This is a genomic window from Phaeobacter porticola, from assembly GCF_001888185.1.
GTDB classification, from domain to species: domain Bacteria; phylum Pseudomonadota; class Alphaproteobacteria; order Rhodobacterales; family Rhodobacteraceae; genus Phaeobacter; species Phaeobacter porticola.
Window position 1 is genome coordinate 952,813 of record NZ_CP016364.1, and the last position, 20,816, is coordinate 973,628.

The 20,816-nt window shown below is 59.6% G+C and carries 14 protein-coding genes; 6 read left to right on the forward strand and 8 right to left on the reverse strand.

Features of this window, described 5'->3' with window-relative positions; all coding sequences use genetic code 11:
• The first annotated feature begins 337 nt into the window (after nucleotides 1–337).
• A complete protein-coding gene (locus tag PhaeoP97_RS04680; protein ID WP_072504090.1) occupies nucleotides 338–2,452 on the forward strand; it encodes a DEAD/DEAH box helicase in 2,115 nt (704 codons plus the stop codon).
• Between the two features lie 80 nt (nucleotides 2,453–2,532).
• On the opposite strand, the gene bla is transcribed toward PhaeoP97_RS04680, so the two are convergent.
• Entirely contained in the window at nucleotides 2,533–3,423 is an 891-nt protein-coding gene (gene bla, locus PhaeoP97_RS04685) for a class A beta-lactamase (protein WP_072504091.1), read from the reverse strand.
• Nucleotides 3,424–3,687: 264 nt separating this feature from the next.
• Nucleotides 3,688–4,311, reverse strand: a complete 624-nt coding sequence (locus PhaeoP97_RS04690) for a DnaJ domain-containing protein (RefSeq protein ID WP_072504092.1) — start codon at nucleotides 4,309–4,311, stop codon at nucleotides 3,688–3,690.
• Nucleotides 4,312–4,429: 118 nt separating this feature from the next.
• Here PhaeoP97_RS04690 and PhaeoP97_RS04695 point away from each other — a divergent pair, with 118 nt between their 5' ends.
• Entirely contained in the window at nucleotides 4,430–4,684 is a 255-nt protein-coding gene (locus tag PhaeoP97_RS04695) for a BolA family protein (protein WP_072504093.1), read from the forward strand.
• Between the two features lie 73 nt (nucleotides 4,685–4,757).
• On the opposite strand, the gene PhaeoP97_RS04700 is transcribed toward PhaeoP97_RS04695, so the two are convergent.
• Both PhaeoP97_RS04700 and PhaeoP97_RS04705 read right to left on the reverse strand, forming a co-directional pair.
• On the reverse strand, nucleotides 4,758–5,459 hold the full coding sequence (locus PhaeoP97_RS04700) for a DUF4177 domain-containing protein (RefSeq protein WP_072504094.1): 702 nt from the start codon (nucleotides 5,457–5,459) through the stop codon (nucleotides 4,758–4,760).
• A 360-nt stretch (nucleotides 5,460–5,819) separates the two neighbouring features.
• Nucleotides 5,820–6,170, reverse strand: a complete 351-nt coding sequence (locus PhaeoP97_RS04705) for a hypothetical protein (protein ID WP_072504095.1) — start codon at nucleotides 6,168–6,170, stop codon at nucleotides 5,820–5,822.
• A gap of 731 nt (nucleotides 6,171–6,901) precedes the next feature.
• Here PhaeoP97_RS04705 and PhaeoP97_RS04710 point away from each other — a divergent pair.
• Nucleotides 6,902–7,936 (forward strand): IS1595 family transposase, encoded by a 1,035-nt coding sequence (locus PhaeoP97_RS04710; RefSeq protein ID WP_072504096.1) that lies wholly within the window; start codon nucleotides 6,902–6,904, stop codon nucleotides 7,934–7,936.
• 1,300 nt (nucleotides 7,937–9,236) lie between these two features.
• Here PhaeoP97_RS04710 and gatB read toward each other — a convergent pair.
• Nucleotides 9,237–10,751, reverse strand: a complete 1,515-nt coding sequence (gene gatB / locus PhaeoP97_RS04720; protein ID WP_072504098.1) for an Asp-tRNA(Asn)/Glu-tRNA(Gln) amidotransferase subunit GatB — start codon at nucleotides 10,749–10,751, stop codon at nucleotides 9,237–9,239.
• 268 nt (nucleotides 10,752–11,019) lie between these two features.
• Between gatB and PhaeoP97_RS04725 the strand changes: the two genes are divergently transcribed.
• Nucleotides 11,020–13,377 (forward strand): Tex family protein, encoded by a 2,358-nt coding sequence (locus PhaeoP97_RS04725; RefSeq protein WP_072504099.1) that lies wholly within the window; start codon nucleotides 11,020–11,022, stop codon nucleotides 13,375–13,377.
• Nucleotides 13,378–13,411: 34 nt separating this feature from the next.
• Here PhaeoP97_RS04725 and PhaeoP97_RS04730 read toward each other — a convergent pair whose 3' ends face one another.
• The 3 genes from PhaeoP97_RS04730 to pepN all read right to left on the reverse strand — a co-directional run bounded on the left by PhaeoP97_RS04730 (nucleotide 13,412) and on the right by pepN (nucleotide 18,071).
• Entirely contained in the window at nucleotides 13,412–14,752 is a 1,341-nt protein-coding gene (locus tag PhaeoP97_RS04730; protein ID WP_072504100.1) for a hypothetical protein, read from the reverse strand.
• 172 nt (nucleotides 14,753–14,924) lie between these two features.
• The gene (locus PhaeoP97_RS04735) at nucleotides 14,925–15,374 is read right to left on the reverse strand and encodes a hypothetical protein (protein WP_072504101.1); all 450 of its coding nucleotides are present in this window, start codon (nucleotides 15,372–15,374) and stop codon (nucleotides 14,925–14,927) included.
• 132 nt (nucleotides 15,375–15,506) lie between these two features.
• The gene (gene pepN / locus PhaeoP97_RS04740; RefSeq protein WP_072504102.1) at nucleotides 15,507–18,071 is read right to left on the reverse strand and encodes an aminopeptidase N; all 2,565 of its coding nucleotides are present in this window, start codon (nucleotides 18,069–18,071) and stop codon (nucleotides 15,507–15,509) included.
• A 121-nt stretch (nucleotides 18,072–18,192) separates the two neighbouring features.
• On the opposite strand from pepN, the gene PhaeoP97_RS04745 reads away from it, so the two are divergent.
• Complete coding sequence (locus PhaeoP97_RS04745) at nucleotides 18,193–18,393, forward strand: hypothetical protein (RefSeq protein WP_072504103.1); 201 nt, start codon at nucleotides 18,193–18,195, stop codon at nucleotides 18,391–18,393.
• Nucleotides 18,394–18,626: 233 nt separating this feature from the next.
• Nucleotides 18,627–20,759 carry a malate synthase G gene (locus PhaeoP97_RS04750; RefSeq protein ID WP_072504104.1) on the forward strand — a complete coding sequence of 711 codons (2,133 nt, stop codon included), beginning with the start codon at nucleotides 18,627–18,629 and terminating at the stop codon, nucleotides 20,757–20,759.
• Nucleotides 20,760–20,816 lie beyond the last annotated feature (57 nt).

Consider the following 20,816-nt stretch of genomic DNA (forward strand, 5'->3'; position numbering starts at 1 on the left):
GGCCAAGACTGGGTTTGGCCAGCTGTCGCGACGTTTGGCCCCAATCTGGCCATATGAAGGCTGTCAGCCGCATGGTGTGTGGTGGTTTGTGCCAGAATGAGTGGCGCCCTGACGCACCACCCATCCCAAGGGCTGGGATGGTGGTAAACGCATAGCGGGGTTGCGTCTGCTGGCTGCTTCTGACGCGTTTGGCACCAAATGAACCCTGTACAAAAGCGGGCAAAGCCGATATCAGCGCGCACTTGGATGATACCATCCGCGTTCCTGCGCAGTCGGGGACATTCCCGATATCGGCAGGCCCCATGGCGGCCCGCCCCGCAGCAAGCGAAATGACATCTTGAAAACAGCACTCGAACAAGCGCTTCAGGCGCGCGGCTACGAGCATTTGACACCCGTGCAGCAGGCCGTTACCGCGCCCGAGCTGGATCAGTCCGACCTTCTGGTCTCGGCGCAGACCGGTTCCGGCAAAACTGTAGGCTTTGGCCTGGCGATGGCCCCCACATTGTTGGGGGACGCCGAAAAACTGAACCGTGCCGAGCTGCCGCTGGCATTGGTCATTGCCCCCACACGTGAACTGGCGCTTCAGGTCAAGCGCGAGCTGGGCTGGCTTTATGCCGAGGCGGGCGCACAGGTCGTGTCTACGGTTGGCGGCATGGACATGCGCGACGAACGTCGCTCGCTGGAGCGTGGCGCGCATATTGTTGTTGCCACACCAGGGCGTCTGCGCGATCACATTATGCGTGGCTCTATCAACCTGTCGCAGGTTCGCGCCGTGGTTCTGGACGAAGCCGATGAGATGCTCGATCTGGGTTTCCGCGAGGATCTGGAGTTCATTCTGGGCGAATCCCCGGAAGATCGCCGCACATTGATGTTCTCGGCCACCGTGCCGACTGGCATCGCGCGTCTGGCTGAGACCTATCTGAAAGACCACCAGCGGATCAAAACCGTCGCCGAAGCCTCGCAGCACGCGGATATCGAGTACCAGATGCTTGCCGTGGCCCAGCGGGATACGGAAAACGCTGTCATCAACGTGCTGCGGTTCCACGAGTCACCCAATGCGATTGTGTTCTGTAACACCCGTGCGGTGGTGAACCGGATGACCACCCGTCTAAGCAACCGCGGATTTTCCGTTGTTGCCCTGTCGGGCGAGCTGTCCCAGGCAGAGCGCAGCAATGCGTTGCAATCCCTGCGTGACGGACGTGCGCGCGTCTGTGTGGCAACGGATGTTGCGGCGCGCGGTATCGACCTGCCAAAGCTGGATCTGGTTGTTCATGCGGATCTGCCATCCAGCCACGAAACCCTGTTGCACCGCTCGGGCCGGACCGGCCGTGCGGGTCGCCAGGGTGTGTCAGCGTTGATTGTACCGCCAAAGGCCAAGGGCAAGGCCCTGCGCCTGCTGCGTGCAGCCAAGATCACCGCAGAAACCAGCCCCGCCCCCAGCGCCGATGATGTGCGCGCCCGCGATTTTGAGCGTCTGCTGGGCGACAAGGCCTGGAGTGAACCGGTCAGCGAAAATGAGACTGCGCCAGTTGCCGAGCTGACCGAGCGCTTCTCGCCCGAACAGCTGGCCGTCGCCTATCTGCGTCTGTTCCACGACCGCCACAGTGCCCCCGAGGAGCTGAGCGATCCGCAGCACGACAAGCGCGAGCGTGAAGAACGTGCGCCGTTTGGCCCTTCAGTTTGGTTTGCCGTCACCGGTGGCCGCAAAGCGGGTGCGGAACCGCGCCGGTTGCTGCCGATGCTGTGTAACGCTGGCAATCTGACCAAAGACGACATCGGCGCGATCCGTATTCAGTTCGATCAGAGCTATGTTGAAGTGCGCGAAAGCAGTGCGGAAACATTCTGGGGCGCTGTCAAACACGGTGAGCTGGAAGAGGGCGCAACCGTTACCCGTCTGGACAAAGCGCCGGATCTGCCCAAGAACCCGCGCCCACAGAGCCGTGATGGAGGTGGTTTTCGAGATGATAAACGCGGTGGCCCACGTGGGGCTGACCGTGGCGACCGTGGTGGAGACCGGGGCGAGCGTAAGCCCTATGGTGACAAGCCTCGCTATGACAAACCGCGCGGCGACAAGCCGTCCTATGGTGATAAACCCCGTGGCGAGAAATCCTACGGCGACAAGCCCCGGAGCGATAAACCTCGTGGTGACAAGCCCCGTGGTGACAAGCCGTCTTATGGCGATAAGCCGCGCTTTGATAAGCCCAAGCGTACTGGCGAGGGTGGCAAGGCAACCGTAACGGCGCGTGGGGATTCAGATCGTGGGTCTGCCCCGGCGAAACCTGCCAAGCCGGCAGTTCCGGGTAAGCCAAAAGGGGATTGGTCCAACCCAGGTAAATCTGGACGCAAAGGTCCGGTCCCACCCAAGGGCAAGCCAAGCAGCAAGAAGAACAAAGCCCGCGCCGCCGACGGCAAGCCGGGCGGCAGTGCGCGCCCCCAACGCAAGGGCAGCTAAACGCAATCAAGAAAGCCACGGGGCATCACCCTGTGGCTTTTTTCTTTGAGGCGGTCGGCAGAGAAGCAACCCTGTCCACGTCACCGTGCGGGGTGTTTGCGAGATTTGATTTCGCCGATCATGGCGCGCCCAATGTCTGAGATGGCCTGATTACGCTGTGCGAATTTTGCTGTCGTTTCTGTTATGTATATCGCTGCGAGATAGGTCTCGCCCTTGGGGTCCTGCAAATGGGCGATAATCGCGCGCGATCCGTGACCACCGCCGCCGGTCTTGTCTCCAATCCGCCAACCCCTTGGCAGATGCGCGCGGATCAATGCGTCAGCCAAATGGTTCCGCTCCATCCAGTCCGCGAGCAGTCCGGCGGACTGCGCTGTCAGTGTTGACCCAAACAGAGCTGACTGCAGTGAGGTCAGCACTGCGCGCGGCGTCGTCGTGTCGCGCAGATCGCCGGGCGTTGCTGAATTCAGCTCCGCTTCCCAACGGTCAAGACGTGTCACGCTGTCGCCGGTCTGTCGCAAATACGCCGTCACACCAGCCGGGCCGCCGACACGTTCCATGAGCAGATTGGCAGCCGTGTTGTCACTGCGGGTGATCGCCGCATCACATAATTGCGCAACCGTGCGTGTGCCGCCGATGTATCGTTCTGTGACGGGTGAATGGGCCACCAGATCCCCGGCCCGGATTTTGACAGGGGCGGACAGCTGATCGGTGCCCTGATCCACCTGGGACAGGATTGCAGCGCACAGCAGCGGCTTGAACGTGCTGTTCAGCGGAAAGCGATCATCGGCGTTATGTGCGATCTCCCAGCCGGTGTCTGGATGGCGCAGCAGTACCCCTAATCGTGCGTCCAGCTTTGCCTCCCAAGCATGGACGACGGATGTCACGTCCTCGGCCAGAGCCTGCGTGGTCAGTGCTGCGACCATGACAATGGTCCCTGTGGCATGGCGGATCTGACGGTATGATGGGAACATGGGGGCGGACCTTCATTGGCAGGAATGGTGTTGGTGTCGGAGACGATTGTGGCTGGGGAAATAGCTGCATCAGGAAACCTGTATCGTCTGTGGATCAAAGTGAGCAGCCTAATGTTGTGCATGGGCCGTACTCTGCCGCCAATGGTCAATCGGACAAAGCCGCGCTTGGCAGGCAATGGTAGGTAACCAACCGGTCGATACAGAAAAAGCGCCGCTTACGCGACGCCTTTGCTTGGTGTTTAGTTGCTGCTGTGAACGGGATTCTTACTTGAAACTGCGGCTGTCCTTGATCTGGTCCCAGGCCCAGACCACCTCTTGCAGCTGCTCTTCCTGACTGCGATCGCCGCCGTTCATGTCGGGGTGCAGTACTTTGATCAGCTTTTTATACGCTTTGCGGATGTCGGCCTTGCTCCAGTCATCCTTGGCCTCCAACACCTCCAGCGCACGGCGTTCGGTCGGGGGCAGACGGCGGCCGGCCTGGGCTGAGCGGCCCGGATTCCGAGTGGCGTTCTGGCCCAGGACCTGGTGCGGGTCTTCAATACCCAAGCGTGCCCAGGCGCGTGCCTCTGGATCGCCCATTGGCTTGGTCTCGCGTTCCCAGACCTTGTCCTTGGATTGCTGAGCGTTCAGCTCTGCTTCGGTGGTGCCTTCAAAGAAGTTCCACCTGTTGTTGTATTCGCGCACGTGCTCCTGGCAGAACCAGTAGAAATCATCCAGCACATCTGGTGCTTTGGGCGCGCGGAATTTGCCTGCTTCTTCGCAGCCGTCCTTGTCACAGACACGGACGGAGGTTTCGGACGCACCGGTGGCGGCCCGCCGGCCGCGGGGGTTCTTTTTCTTCGCTGACCGGATGGACATATCGAAACCAAAGGGATCTGACTTGGTCATGGGGCGCACCTTCTAGACGCAACTGTTCGACTCGGAGGCAGCAGTTTAGTCTAAGGGGCGGCAGATTGAAGGGGGCTGGGAAAATTAATACGGGGATTTTTATGCAGGACACGACAGAATGAGCATTCGTGATGAGATTGAAGCCTGTCTGCGCGATGCTTTTGCGCCAAGCGTGCTGCGGGTCGAGGATGAGAGTGATCAGCACATTGGTCACGCAGGCCATGACGGGCGCGGTGAGAGCCATTTCAACGTTCATATGCGGGCCAATATCTTTGCCGATATGAAACGGGTGGCGCAACATCGCGCTGTGCATAAGGCGCTGGGCGATATCGTGTCGCGCATTCATGCGCTGGCACTGGACATCGGTGCGTAGCCGAAATTTCAGGCAAAGCCCCGCCGATGTGCCCTAGTGGCAACGTTGGCGGGGAATTCAGATTTAGGGCTGGTCAGGTGTTTGCAGGATCTTCCGACGCAGGATCCGCCTTGGTCAGCCTTGGTTCGGTCTTGCCGGTCGCTGTGCTCTTGGTTCCGGCGGGGATGGCTGCAAGGCTTGCGCGCGCCTTCAAGGCGGCCGTCAGACCAGACACCGGGCTTAGTTCTTCAACGCCATCATCCGCCATCATCGCACGCGCGCCACGACCGGGAACGGCGATTGCACCCGTCGGGGCCTCCGGATCACCGGCAATGGCGGTTGGTGCTGCGACAGGCAATGAGGTGGCCGGTCCGAGTGATGGCGCGCTGGCTGTTTCAGGGCGTGGCTTTGCGGCGATCTCAGGGACGACTGCATCCGGCGTTTCAGTCGGGGTCGCGTTCTGGGGCAGGGCTGGCTGCCGATCCGCTTGGGCGGCGATCTGGGCGCTGATCTGCGCTGCCAGCTGTGTCACGGCCTGGGCTTGCGTCTGCTCGGCCGCTGTTGGCAATGCGCGGCGGAAAATTAACAAATTGCGCCAGTTGGTTGTCGATCCGGCCAGCCCGCTGCGTTCTTCTGATGGCAGCAGCTCCGCACGCTGATACTCCCAACCCTCTGCCGCCATCTCATTGAGAAGAATATCGATGGAATTGGCGAACCGGGCTTCGGCAGTTTTGATCCCCTTGGCTTTGGTGCCCTTGGCGGGGGCGGGAACAACCTTGTACTCAAAAGCTTGCATAAACGTCTCCTGTGTCGGTGGCAGGTTTAGCGCAAGCGTGCGGGGGGTCAAGCGTCCGCGTTCCCCATGGGCGGGGACCTGTCGATGAGCAATCGATCTGCAGTATAACCAAATTACTCTGCGGAATTCCAGTTGGATGGCGGGGGCTTACCCCGTGCAGCAACATTAAGCAGTCAGACGTGGGCGAGTTGTGCATTGGATAAGAAACAAAAAACGCGCGCCGGGGCCCCCTTGGACCGGCCCGAAATTTTTTGACTGGGGCGCATTTAAAATTTGAACGCGCGCCGGTCAGGTCATCCCTCGCGCTTTGGCAGTTCCCCCGGATCTGGGTGGTGTAACCGCCGCTGCCCAGTCAGTGGGTCACTTCGGGGATCGACCAGAGCGGCGGGATACTGGGGCGCAGTCCGACAACCAGGGCCTGGCCCTCGGCCCGTCGGATCGGATCCTGCCGACTGCTTTTTCAAGGGCCAACAGCGGGCGGATCACCTCATGCCGCCAGCGCGCCAATTCCAAATCGGCCTCAAATTTGGCGTCATTCTGATACGCCTGCTCAGGCAGCATCACCTGTTGCCCGGTTTCCGCATCGGGCTTTTCGTGCAGGACAACCCCGCGCTCCAGATACCCGGCCTCGCGCAGATCGGCAGGCAGGCTGTCCACATGCACTTGCAGTGTCTTGCCGCCGCGCCGGCGTCCGGTGCGCTCCTCGCGCACCAGCAGATCGCGGCCGCGCCAGATGCGTTGAGACAGGGCCTTGTGAACTGCCGCCTGCGAAACTCCCGCAGCTTCTCAAGCTGGACACTGGCAAGCCATTTCTCAGGGTTATTTTGAGGTTGTTTAGCCGGTTGTTTTGGCTGGACCCGATCCAGCTCAAAGCAATCCCCTTCGATCAACTCAAATTGGTGAAGTGCCTGACGCATGGATTACACCGCTCTTTCTGCAATCTGCTGGCAGGCCGCACAGCGCTTGGCAAAGGGGACGGCTGCGCGCCGCTTGGGGTCGCTTATTCCCGCAGTCCAGGCAGGTCTTGCGGCCTGTTCAGCCCGTCCGCGCTTACGCTGCCGCCCCGCTCTCCATAGCGGGGCAGGAACTTTTTAAGCGAGAGGCCTCCATCACCATGCGCTTGGTTTAAGCGGCTTTCACGGTGTCGCGGCCTGCGGCATCAATGATCCGCTCACGGAGTTCCCCGCCGCTCGGCCAGAGGACTGACCATATGTGGCGTTGCGTGCGGTGCTGGACTGCATGTCATTTTCGCGGCATCAGGCCTCAAAAGTGGTGCCCATAGAGCGAAACGATCCGTCAATCACCTCATGCAGGATCGCTCCGGGCTGGAACATTTATTTTCCCAATTATCCACGAAACAAAGCCGGCTCCCCTAATTCGCGCGATTTGAGGCGGGTCTCTTTGGAATTCGCAGATTCGGCCAATATTGTCGGTCCCCGGAAATGGAGACAAGCATGATCACAGAATTGAAGCCGGTGCGAGACTTTTGGAAAAAGATGCCAAGTGAACGCCACGCTCGCATCTTCTTGGAAGCGATGATCTGGCCGTCTGGTCGCCATTGCCCACATTGCGGCAGCCTCAGCTCAACATCCATTCGAGGACGATCTGCCCGCCCGGGCCTCTACCAATGCGGCGAACGCGAGTGCCGCCTCCAATTCAAGGTCACCACAAAGACCCCGATGCATGCCGCTAAACTGGACCTTCGGATTTGGATTGCAGCAATCTTTCTGGTGCTGACGTCCAGCAAGGGAATCTCGCCGGTGGTGATGGCGCGGATCCTGGGTGTGAATCAGAAAACGGCCTGGAAGCTGGGGCATGCGATCCGGGAACTGATGGATGACCGTGAGGCCGTTTCCGCCAGGTTGGCCGGCGTTGCCGAAGTAGACGAAGCATATGTGGGGCGCGCGCCGAGGTTCAAGAAAGGTGTGAAGAATAAACGGGGACGGGGCACCGGTAAGCCCATGGTGCTGGTTGCGGCGGATCGCAATGGGCAGGCGAAGGCCACACTGGTCCCGAATGCGCAAGGCGCGACGCTCGGACCGATCATGAAAGAGTGGATTGATCCTTCATCGGCCCTCATGACCGACAGCAACACCGCTTATCGAAAGATCGGCCGGAGCTTTGCATCACACCACACTGTCACCCATGGCAAACGACAGTATTCGCAGCCTTCCAAGAGAGCACACATCAACACCGTGGAGGCTGTGAACTCCCAAGCGCAGCGCGCCCTGAATGGTGTTTACCATCGCTTGGGCCGGCAACATCTTAAAAGATACCCGGACGAAATTCTGTGGCGCTGGAACCATCGCCAGCAGGAGGTGAAGGTCAGGAACCAGAAAACATCATCTGGAACCAAGAAGATTGCCACAACAGTCTGGAAATTGATCCCAGTCGTCGAACAGATGCGGGGAATGCTATGTTGCGCTGTTGGCCGTCAAATCAGGCGCACACCAAGTTGGGGTTTGCACTGGCCGTAGATTGGCCGAAGTGCGCTTCGCATGACATGACTTTGGATGGTTTGTATCAAGCGACTTACGCGCTTTTAGGAGGATGCCTTGGAAGTTTTTACTGAAACAGTGATGGTGCTTGGGGTCGCTATTCAAGATATCTTTGAGGGCGGGCCCTACTGCTTTTCGCTGGTTTCATTACCTTAGACACTTATTTGGGGCTTCGAAATAGGTGTATGAGAATATTCAATATTTTACAGATACTGGGGCTTGTTTCCGGATATTTTTGGGCAATGCCCATCTTCGAGATGCAGGATGTAGCCGGCCTTGGGCCTAGGGACGCGTGATTGGCACTTGGATCATTTGCCTTTTTGTCATCCATGTCTGGTATACTCTGAGACTTCTGAAAACTCTCGCGTAGATGATCTGCCCCAGCAACTCGCCTCTATTCGCAAACGAGCCCTTGGGATGGTGAGTAGAGATCAACAAGCAATACTTGTTTTGGTGGATAATTGGTTTATTTTTTACGGTCATATTCATCTCGCCATGCTGGTTGCGTTGTGTTTTGCAAAACTAAAACATAGCTAATGTATCCATACTTGGTGGCATCATTAGTTAGTGCTTAAGGCGAGCAAGAACCGCCGCTCAGAAGTGCGGAGCATTCTGCCGATCATCTCTCACCGGAGGCCTTTGAGTATTTTGTGACGGTGCCTCGGTATGATGTGTCAATCTCGGCAGGTAATAGGGGGCATGCAACGGATGAGAATGTTGTTGGTCACTATGTCTTTAGCCGGCGCTGGCTAACACACCGCAACCTGACGCCTGCAAATTTGGCCGTCGTTAGAGGTGCCGGAGATAGCATGCACCAAAGCTGTACACTAGTGATCTGGCCGTAATCGACACGACTTCTACGGACCTAAAAGATGGGGTGACTTACGTGTTCCGCTTGGGCGAGGTCTTCTGATCAAACGCCTACAGATCCTTGCGCAACCCAATGTCAATCTCGGTAGTGACAACCCTCAGTATTCTCCGATCCAGATCGATTTATCCAATGGAGAACTTACCAGCATCGGGTGGGTGGTGGCCTCAATGCATGAATGGTGAGGTGTTTGCTTCCGCATTTGGCATCATGCGGCAATCAACGGCAGTAATAAAATCTATTTTGCGCCGAAGCGCCCGAAGGGTGGGGAGAACCGCCAAATTGGGTTTGCCAGTAAACACAGAGCTTTCACGATACACCCAAAGGCCACGTTCAAATTTACCCCGCGCTCACCCTTCCAATTAATTCCGATTCCCCCAACCCTTTTACGTTTCAGCGCAAACGTGTCGGTTACTCGCCCAGTTTCTGTGCCACCAATTTGTTTACAGCAGCCGGATTGGCCTTACCGCCGGTGGCTTTCATCACCTGACCAACGAACCAACCTGCGAGCTTTGGGTTCACCTTGGCTTTTTCGACCTGCGCGGGGTTGGCGGCGATAATCTCGTCCAGTGCGGCCTCAATGGCGCCAGTATCTGTCACCTGCTTCATGCCGCGTTCCTCGACGATCTGGGCCGGGTCGCCGCCTTCGGTATAGACGATCTCGAACAGGTCCTTGGCGATCTTGCCCGAGATGGCGTCAGAAGAAATCAGGTCAATGATGCCGCCGAGCTGCGCTGGGGAGACCGGGCTGTCGGTGATCTGTTTGTCCTCGTCCTTCTTCAGGCGGCCAAACAACTCGTTGATGACCCAGTTGGCCGCCAGTTTGCCATTGCGGCCGTTGGCGACCTGTTCAAAGTACCCAGCGGATTCCACATCAGCGGTCAGTACAGAGGCGTCATAGCCGCTGAGGCCGAAGTCAGCGATGAAGCGCGACTTCTTGGCGTCCGGCAGTTCCGGCAGGTTGGCGGCGATATCATCCACCCAGGCCTGTTCGATTTCCAGCGGCAGAAGATCGGGATCAGGGAAATAGCGGTAGTCATGCGCTTCCTCCTTGGAGCGCATGGAGCGTGTCTCGCCCTTGTCCGGGTCATAGAGCCGGGTCTCCTGATCGATGGTGCCGCCCGCCTCGATGATGGCGATCTGGCGACGGGCCTCGACGTCAATCGCCTGCTGGATAAAGCGCATGGAGTTCATGTTCTTGATTTCGCAACGGGTGCCGAGGTGGGAGAAGTCCTGCGTTTCCTGGTATTTCTCATACTGGCCCGGACGGCAGACCGAGACGTTCACGTCCGCGCGTAGGTTGCCGTTCTGCATGTTGCCGTCGCAGGTGCCCAGATACTGCATGATCTGGCGCAGCTTGGCGATATAGGCGGCGGCTTCTTCGGGGCCGCGGATGTCGGGGCGGGAGACGATCTCCATCAGGCAGACACCGGTCCGGTTGAGGTCGACAAAGGACATGTTGGGGTCCATGTCATGGATCGATTTTCCCGCGTCCTGCTCCATGTGGATCCGCTCAACCCGGACGTTGCGCGCGGTGCCGTCACCCAGTTCCACCAGCACTTCACCTTCGCCCACGATGGGGTGATAGAGCTGGGAAATCTGGTAGCCTTGCGGCAGGTCGGGGTAGAAGTAATTCTTGCGGTCAAAGGCCGACCACAGGTTGATGTCGGCCTTAAGGCCAAGCCCGGTGCGCACCGCCTGTTCAATGCAGTACTCGTTGATCACCGGCAGCATGCCAGGCATCGCCGCGTCCACGAATGCCACGTTGGAGTTCGGCTCAGCGCCAAATTTGGTGGAGGCGCCGGAGAACAGTTTCGCATTGGAGCTGACCTGGGCATGTACTTCCATGCCGATGACCAGTTCCCAGTCATGCTTGGCGCCCGCGATCACCTTGGGCTTGGGGAGTTCATATGTCAGGTCGAGCATGGTTTTCCGCCGTATCCGAATGTCTATGTTTGGCAAGCGTTCTAGGCATCTGCGCGCGCAGGGGCAAGGGGGCAATGAGCGGAGAGGCCGCCGGGGCACGCCTTTGCTGCCCGTGAAACGCGAGCGGCAAGGCTAAGTCGCGGCACGGGACCGGCAACACAGCCGTGCCGGGGCGTACGCGCAGTATCGCTGTGCGGCAAACATTCTCTTGGCGGGGTCACCGGGCAGGGCTAAGAAAGACCTCCCAGAAGAAACAGGAGCAGTCGCCTTGGACACATCCAGCCGCATCAGCCAGACCATCGCCGCCGAAATCGGCGCCGCCGCAAGACAGGTGAACGCCGCAGTTGCGCTGCTGGATGAGGGCGCGACGGTGCCTTTTGTGGCGCGCTACCGGAAAGAGGCGACAGGGGGGCTGGATGATACCCAGTTACGGACCCTGGCGGAGCGGCTGGAATATCTGCGAGAGCTGGAGAAGCGGCGGGCAGCGATACTTGAGTCGATCAAGGGGCAGGATAAGTTGAGTGATGCTCTTGCGGCCTCGATTGCCAAGGCCGGGACCAAGGCGCAGCTGGAGGATATCTATCTGCCGTATAAGCCGAAGCGGCGCACCAAGGCGATGATTGCGCGGGAAAACGGGTTGGAGCCACTGGCAGAGGTCATTCTGGCCGACCGGAACGCCAACCCGGAGACGCTGGCTAAAGACTATGTCACCGAGGCGGTGGCCACGGCAAAGGACGCGCTGAACGGGGCGCGGGACATTCTGACAGAGGGGCTGACCGAAAATGCCAGTCTGCTGGGCCGGTTGCGCGCATTTATGCAGAAAGAGGCTATTCTGACTGCAAAGGTCGTGGACGGAAAAGAACAGGTCGGTGCCAAGTTCTCCGACTATTTTACGCATTCCGAGCGTTGGGCAGATGTTCCGTCGCATCGCGCATTGGCAATGCTGCGCGGATCTAATGAGGGCGTGCTGACGCTGGACGTCGGACCAGAGCCTGAGGCAGGCGTCGCCCGAGCCGAGACAATGGTCGCGGCTGAACTGGGCGCTGGCGGCAACGGGCCGGGGGACATCTGGCTGCGCAAGGTCGCAGGCTGGGCCTGGCGGGTGAAGCTGTCGCTGTCGATGATGCTGGAGCTGATGGGCGATCTGCGTGGTCGCGCGCAGGAGGATGCCATCCAAGTTTTTGCCCGTAATCTCAAAGACCTGCTGTTTGCCGCGCCAGCCGGTGCGCGACCGACTCTCGGGCTGGACCCGGGCATTCGCACCGGCGTCAAGGCGGCGGTGGTTGATGCGACCGGGAAACTGGTGGCCACTGAAACCTTGTATCCGTTTCAGCCGAAGAACGATCTGCGCGGCGCGCAGGTGGCGATTGTGAAATTGATTGCAGAATATGGGGTTGAGCTCATCGCCATCGGCAATGGCACTGCCAGCCGCGAAACCGAGCGGATGGTCGCGGAGGTGCTGAAACATCTGCCCGCTAAGGTGAAGGTCCCAACGAAGGTGGTGGTGAGTGAGGCAGGGGCATCGGTATATTCCGCGTCGGAACTGGCAGCACGGGAGTTCCCGGGTCTGGATGTGAGCTTGCGTGGGGCGGTGTCGATCGCCCGGCGTTTGCAGGATCCGCTGGCGGAGCTGGTAAAGATCGAGCCGAAATCAATCGGTGTGGGCCAGTATCAGCATGACGTGGATCAGCATAAACTGTCGAAGTCGCTGGAGGCGGTGATCGAGGATGTGGTGAACGGTGTTGGAGTGGATCTCAATATGGCCTCGGCGCCGCTGCTGGCGCATGTCTCCGGCCTTGGCCCAGGTCTGGCGGAGGCGATTGTGGCGCATCGGGATCTGAATGGCGCCTTCAAATCCCGCCGGGAGCTGCTGAAGGTTGCGCGGCTGGGCCCCAAGGCGTTTGAGCAATGCGCCGGTTTCCTGCGCATCCGTGACGGGAAGGAGCCGTTGGATGCGTCCTCGGTCCACCCGGAAAGCTATGATGTGGCGCGCAAGATCGTGTCCGCCTGTGGGCGCGACATCCGCCAGATCATGGGGGATGACAGCGCCCTAAAAGGGCTGAGAGCCGAGGATTTTATCAACGATAAAATTGGCCTGCCAACCGTACGAGACATCTTGGGTGAATTGGAAAAACCAGGCCGCGATCCGCGCCCGTCGTTCATCACGGCGTCGTTCGCCGAAGGGGTGGAGACCATCACCGATCTGAAGCCCGGCATGGTGTTGGAAGGCACGGTGACCAATGTCGCGGCATTTGGCGCGTTTGTGGACGTCGGCGTGCATCAGGATGGGTTGGTGCATGTCAGCCAGCTGGCTGACCGGTTTGTCAAAGACCCGCATGAGGTGGTGAAGACCGGTCAGGTGGTCAAGGTAACGGTGACCGAGGTGGATGTACCACGCAAGCGGATTGCCATGACCATGCGCAAGGATGGCGGGGCTTCGGCCAAGGAAGACCGCAATACACGCGGTGCTGCCAAAGAGGCAGGTCCGCGTCGCGGCGGCAAACCCGCCGGGCAACAGACAGGCGACAAGCGCCAGATTTCTGCAAGTCCCAAGAGCAAGCAAGGTAAGGATCAAAGCACCGGGGCGCTGGGCGCAGCGCTGATGGACGCGTTCAAGAAAAGCTGATGTCGCCTGGTGTTCGCCTGAGCCGGGGGGCTGCCTAGTCAGGCGAGACACGCAGCCCCTTGTCCGAGAATTCAACCCGCTGGCCTGCCTCTATTTCCGAGCGGAAGAGGCCCGCGATAAATCGCAGCGCGTCGCGGCGTCCGTGATCGGCAAAGCGGCGGGTTGATACGATCCGCAGATTGTTGTCAAAGCGTTGCGCCGCATGGGCCCAGATCAGCGGATGTATCTCACGCAGGTGATCGCGGATCAGCCAGTCCGCCGCATCTGCAATCTCGGTGCGGGGTGCGATTTCTTCTGACGGGGTTGTCTCGCCATAGCGCAGGGCCACTGCGCAGTAGGAAGCAAGAAGGTTGACCATCTCTTGATCGGGACGGCGGGATACGATGTCGCGCAGCCCATCCATGAAAAACTCGATATCGACACGCGAACAGGCCTCTGGATCCAGCGCAATTGCGTCGAAATAGACCCAAGCGTATCCACCGGCCCCCCAGATGTCTTCTGTACGTGCCGCGGTACGCCGGGCTTCCAGCTCCAGCGCGGCATAGCTGCCAAACCAGCGTGGTAGCATATGGGTGCCAAGACTGCGCATATGACGGTGATTGTCGGGATCAAGATCTATCAGCGCTGCAAAATCATCGGCCACCTGCATGGTGGTACCAGAATGCTGCCCTGCAAGCAGAGCCGATTTTGCCGCTGCAATAAAAGGGCTGTCCAGCCCGACGCCGTCCAGCGGGTGTAAGAGCGCTGCGGCCCGGTCGAAATGGGCGGCACAGCGCTGGCCATTGGCCACGGTGATCGACATTACATCCGAATAACCGCGCCAAATCCAGGCCACGTCAATATGCGCAAGCGCCACCAGAGTGCGCAGATATGGGTCGTCGCGATGCTCGACACACATGGTTTCCAGCCCCATGACACCCTCGATCATTTTGCGCCGGTCTCCTGCGTGTCCGATACTTAGCGCATGTTCCACGGCGTTCACAACATCACTGCGTGCGCCATGGGCCAGCAGTTCAGCAACCGGCATGCCATGGGCGGTGTTGTGGCGGGATTTGTCAGCCTCTGCTATGCGCCGGGACAGATCATCCCAGCGATCCTGCCGGGCAAGGAACTGCCCCTGATCCTGCAATGGGCCGTGATCGCCGTCCTCCTGAGTGGGTTCGCAAATGGGTACAATCAGCTGTTCGGGTGCATGCGTATCTGTGCATGCGTCGGCCCGCCCGTGCTGTGGGGTTTGACCGGGCGGTTGTGTCCGGGCCGCGTTCTGCGGACGCCCTTTGTGTTCTTGTGCGGGGCTGGCAATGCCTTCGCCGGGTACAAGACTTGCAATAACCTGTCTGAAAAGATGGCGCGCTGGTTTGTTTTTTTTGAGCATATCTATGTCCGCGGCTGGCAGCTTAAGTCACTGGAAACAAACTGACCGGGCTTTGGGGCACAATCGTGGCGGGAGCACGCCATTGCGATGGACGATTGGGATATATCAATGGCAGGTTAACGCGTGTTAATATGTCGGCGGCGAGGGTGACGGATAGTCTTTGCGCCGGATTTCAGTAGATTCGGAAGTGATGTCGTTCTACGCGCAGTCCAGCCTGCGCCAGTGCCTGTTCAAACGGTCGATGCGGCGGCTGACAGTCCGGCGGGATGCACAGCCGCTTGCCAAGCCGGGTATGGACCGTGGTGCGATGGGAAAAATCCCAGCGTTTATCAAGCCGTATGTGGCTGATTTGCTCTAGCGGGATGTCGGCGGCGCTTGTCGCATTGCGCCAGCTCAAGCGCTGCGCGTCCAGCTCCAGCAGCGCAGTGGGATTGCGCCACAGTTCCCATAGGCCGGGCAGCAGCGGCAGGCCAAACAGCAGGATGATCCATATCGCGGGCGAAAGTAGCACCAACAGCGCGACCAACCCCGCCGCCCACAGCGCGAGGGCGACGGCGAGACGGGGGCTGCGGGCGGATTGGTGGTGCTGATAGACGACGGAATGCTGCTCTGTCTCAGTCATCACCCCACCGCAGTCCGATTATGGTAGGTCCGTTTGCAACAGGTTCTATAACGATAGGTCCGGCAATTGCTGCATTTTTCGGGCGCAAGTGCGGGCAGGAACCCCGCCCGCAGATTGCGCGACGTGACCACATCAACCCTGCAAGATGCGGCTGACCATCTCATTGGTATCACGGCTGAGGTCCTCGGCGGCCAGAATACGCTCCAGCTCGGTGCGGATCAGCGCCTGCCGCGCGCTGTCATAGCGGGCCCATGTCTGGAAGGCGGAACACATCCGGGCCGTGGTCTGCGGGTTCAGCGAATCAAGCGCGATCAGTTGCTGTGCCAGAAGGGTATAGCCTGCGCCGCTTTTGTGGTGGAAGCCCGCGTGATTGCCCGCGAGCGCGCCCATGACGGCGCGGAAGCGGTTGGGGTTCTTCATGTCAAACAGGGCGTGACGGGTCAAATCCATCGCGACCTTTGCCGCTGCGTCCGGTGCCGCACAGGCAACCTGCAAGCCAAACCATTTGTCCATCACCAGACGGTCATTCTGCCATTGGTCAAAGAAGGCCTGGCTTTGGCTCTCGCCATTTTCCGCTTTCATCAATGCGGCCAGCGCCGCATATTGCTGGGTCATATTGTCAGCGGCCTGATACTGGCGTGCGGCCTGTTCGCCGCCATCAAGCCGGGTCAGCAGGGACAGGATACGACCGTTCAGCGCCCGCAGGCCGGCGCCATGGGCATCTGGCTGATAGGGGCTATCCACAGTGGTTGCAGCATAAAGCCGGGGCAGGCTGGTTTCCAGCTGCTGCGCCAGCGTTTGGGCAAAGGTCTCTGCCGCATCGTAGATCTTCTGCGGATCGGGGGTGACACCCCGGTCGTGCAGGGTCTGGGCGATCTCCGACTGGCTGGGCGGCGATAGCACCAGCGCGCGGAAGGCCGGATCCAGCGTATCATCGCGCACCAGTTTTTCCAGCGCATCCAGATAGGCCGCATCAGGCGCGGCACCTTCTGTCACCATGGTGACGCGGGTTTCGGTGGCCAGAGCGTTGCCGGCCTCCCAGCGGTTGAAGGGATCGGTGTCATGGGCCAGCAAGAAAGCGCGTTCGGCGTTTGTACTTTCGCGCTTCAGGATCACCGGGGCGGAAAATTCGCGCAGGATCGAGGGCACGGGTTTCGCGGCAAGACCGTCGAAGGTGAAGCTCTGCTCTGCTTCGGTCAGCTCCAGCACCTCGGTTGCGCGGATCTCATCCCCGTTGGGTGATAGAAGACCGATGGTGATCGGGATCACGCGCGGCGCTTTGTCGGGTTGGCCCGGTGTGGGCGGTGTCGATTGAGCCAGCGTCAGCGTATAGGTGCCACCGGCATAGGCTTCAGAGACGGTGACCTGCGGGGTGCCCGCCTGACTGTACCAGAGTTTGAACTGGCTCAGATCACGCCCGGTGGCATCCTCGAACACCTTCAGCCAGTCCTCAATGGTGCAGGCCTGACCGTCGTGCCGGTCAAAATAGAGATCCAGCGCCTTGTCGTAGTTGTCGTCGCCCACCAGTCGCTTGAGCATGCCAATTACTTCGGCACCTTTCTCGTAGACGGTGGCGGTGTAGAAGTTGTTGATCTCTTGGAACTGTTCCGGGCGTGGCGGATGGGCGAGGGGGCCGTTGTCCTCCGGGAACTGGCGCGCGCGGAGCGCAATCACATCCTCAATCCGCTTCACCGGCTCTGACCGCATGTCGGCGGTGAACTGGGCATCGCGGAAGACGGTCAGACCTTCCTTCAGGCACAGCTGGAACCAGTCGCGGCAGGTGATCCGGTTGCCGGTCCAGTTGTGGAAATACTCATGGGCGATGATCGCCTCGATCCGTTCGAAATTGGCATCCGTGGAGGTTTCGGGCGAGGCCAAAACGCAGGAGGAGTTGAAGATGTTCAGCCCTTTGTTCTCCATCGCGCCCATGTTGAAGTCATCCACTGCCACGATGTTGAAAATATCCAGATCATATTCGCGGCCATAGACATCCTCGTCCCATTTCATCGACTTCTTCAGGGCGTCCATGCCGAAGGCGCATTTGCCCTCGTCTCCCGGACGGACCCAGATGTTCAGCTCGACATCCTTGCCGGACCGGGTTGTGAAGCTGTCTGCGTGGTTCACCAGATCGCCGGCCACCAGCGCAAAGAGATAGGCCGGTTTCGGCCAGGGGTCGAGCCACTCCGCCCAGCCTTCTCCCGCGCCGGTGGGATTGCCATTGGACAGAAGGACCTTTTCATTGCCTTCGATGCGAACCGAGAAGGTTGACATCACGTCGGGGCGGTCCGGGTAATAGGTGATCTTGCGAAAGCCCTCGGCCTCACATTGGGTGCAATACATGCCGCTGGACATATAAAGCCCCTCCAGCGCGGTATTGGCGGCAGGGTCGATCTCTACCTCCGATTCCCAGGTGAAGGGGCTGTCGGGTGTGTCGCAGATGAGGCCACCCGCGATCAGCTCGGGCGTTACAGGGGCGCCGTCGATCTTGGCGGAGATGAGTTTCAGGGCTTCACCGTGCAGGAAAAACCGCGGATCGGCGGCGTTTGCCTTGGGGGAAAAGCGGATCTTGCTCAGCACGCGGGTCGAATTCGGCGCCAGTTTGAACGTCAGCTCTACCGCCTCCACCTCAAATCCGAAAGGTTTGTAATCCTTCAGATAAAATGTCTCCGGTGCGGTCGCGGGCGCGGCATCTTTCATGGTTTTTTCCTGTTCCGTGGAACCCGGGCGGGTCGGTCAGCGTATCTATTACAAGCCTGTGTACCAGCGGCTGTGGCCCCGCGCCAGCAACCGCGCAAACTTGTAAATAAAGGAGCGGTCCATGTCGGCACCTGACACCAATGTTGAACGCGAAGAGAAGCTACACAAACCGGCCCTACTGGGAATCCGAGGCGTCGTGGTGGCAGTGCTGCTGATGTTCGCCGTCTTCCTGCTTTGGGTTTTCAACAAAGGCGGCGAGCAAGACGTCGTTGAAGCACCGCAGACGGCTGCCGAGGTGCAGGCGACCAACGCGGACAACTGAACTAATCCTCTGACTAATTGAAATTCCTCCCCGACTGGACCCGGCAGCGCTCTGCCGGGTCTTTTTCGTACGGGTATGGTGGAGCGGAGCATAGGTGATGAGCGACATCTATAGGGGATATTTGAAGCTGCTTCGCGATAATTGGTAAACTAATATTACCACCAGCGTTGCCGATAGGAAACTTTTGATGTATCCGGGTCGGTAACACGCGCATTCAATAGGAGGATCACCCCATGAGCGGGATGCAGGAACGTCATGATATGCAGGTGGCTGACACGCTGGTGTCCTTTATCGAGGACAAAGCGCTGCCCGGCACTGGTGTAACAGCGGATGCGTTCTGGGCCGGTCTGGCTGGCCTGGTCAATGGCATGGGGGATGAAAACCGTGCCCTTCTGGCAAAACGTGCCGATCTTCAGGGGCAGATTGACGCCTGGCATATCGAACGCAAGGGGCAGGCCCATGACGCCACCGCCTATGAGGCGTTTTTGCGCGATATCGGCTACCTGCTGACCGAGGGTGACGATTTTGAGATCGAGACACAGAATGTTGACGATGAAATCGCCAATGTTCCGGGGCCGCAGTTGGTGGTACCGATCACCAACGCGCGCTTTGCGCTGAATGCGGCCAATGCGCGTTGGGGCAGCCTATATGATGCGCTCTATGGCACCGATGCCATGGGCGATCTGCCTGAGGGCAAAGGCTATGACGCCGGGCGCGGTGCGCGGGTGATCGCCTGGGGTCGCGGGTTCCTTGATCAGACCTTCCCGCTGGCTGAAGGGTCGTGGAACGATTGTGCGGGCCTGTCTGTAGACGGGGGCGCACTGGTGCCAACGCTCAAGGATGCCGCGCAGTTTGCAGGTTATGAAGGCGACGCGGCCACGCCGGGCAAGATCCTGTTGAAGAACAATGAACTGCACGCGGTGATCGTGGTGGATGCCAACGGGAACATCGGCAAGGGCGATCAGGCCGGGATCAATGATATTGTCCTGGAGTCGGCGCTCTCCACGATTATGGATTGCGAAGATTCCGTGGCCTGCGTCGATGGCGAGGACAAGGTCACGGCGTATACGAACTGGCTTGGGCTGATGAAGCGCGACCTCGCCGAAGAGGTGACGAAGGGTGGTGAAACCTTCACCCGTGTGCTGAACGACGACCAGACGTTCACCGCACCGGATGGCTCGGATCTGGTGCTGAAGGGGCGCTCGCTGCTGCTGGTGCGCAACGTCGGCCATCTGATGACCAACCCCGCCGTTCGCGACAGCGCCGGGCGCGAGGCTGGCGAGGGCTTTATTGATGCGATGGTCACCGTTCTCTGCGCAACGCATGATCTTCAGGCTGAGGGTGGCAACTCACTGCATGGCTCGGTCTATGTGGTGAAGCCCAAGATGCATGGACCCGAAGAGGTTGCTTTCACCGACCGGATTTTCACCCATGTCGAAGACGCGCTGGGCTTGCCGCGTCACACCGTCAAGATCGGCATCATGGACGAAGAGCGTCGTACTTCGGTGAACCTCAAATCCTGTATCCGGGCCGCAAAACATCGGGTTGCCTTCATCAACACAGGCTTCCTTGACCGGACCGGCGACGAGATCCACACCTCAATGGAAGCGGGCGCGATGATGCGCAAGGGCGAGATGAAAGCGACGCCTTGGATTGCCTCTTACGAGGACCGCAATGTCGATATCGGTCTGGCCTGCGGCCTGAAAGGGCGCGCCCAGATCGGCAAGGGCATGTGGGCGATGCCGGACCGTATGGGTGAGATGCTGGAGGCGAAGATCGGCCATCCGAAGTCCGGCGCGACCTGCGCCTGGGTGCCGTCGCCGACCGCCGCGACGCTGCACGCGACGCATTACCACCGCGTGAACGTTCATCAGGTGCAGGACCAGCTGAAAGCGGGTGGCGCGCGGGGCACGCTGGATGATCTGCTGACAATTCCGGTGATGCAGGGCGAGAACCTGTCGGATGCGGAGATCGCGCAGGAGATCGAGAACAATGCGCAGGGCATTCTGGGCTATGTGGTGCGCTGGGTTGATCAAGGCGTGGGGTGCTCCAAAGTGCCTGACATTCACAATGTCGGCCTGATGGAAGACCGTGCAACTTGCCGGATTTCCAGTCAGGCGCTGGCCAACTGGCTGCATCATGGCATCGTGGACGAAACACAGGTCATGGCCGCGATGCAGAAAATGGCCGCAGTCGTGGACGGACAGAACGCGGGCGACGCCAGCTACACGCCGATGGCACCGGGATTTGATGGAATTGCCTTCCAGGCGGCCTGCGATCTGGTGTTCCGCGGTCGTATCCAGCCCTCCGGCTATACCGAGCCGGTGCTGCATGCGCGTCGCCTTGAACTGAAGGCACAAGGCTAAAAAAGACAGATGGGGTCGGGCGCTGTGCCCGGCCCCTTTTTTACGAACATACCAGAG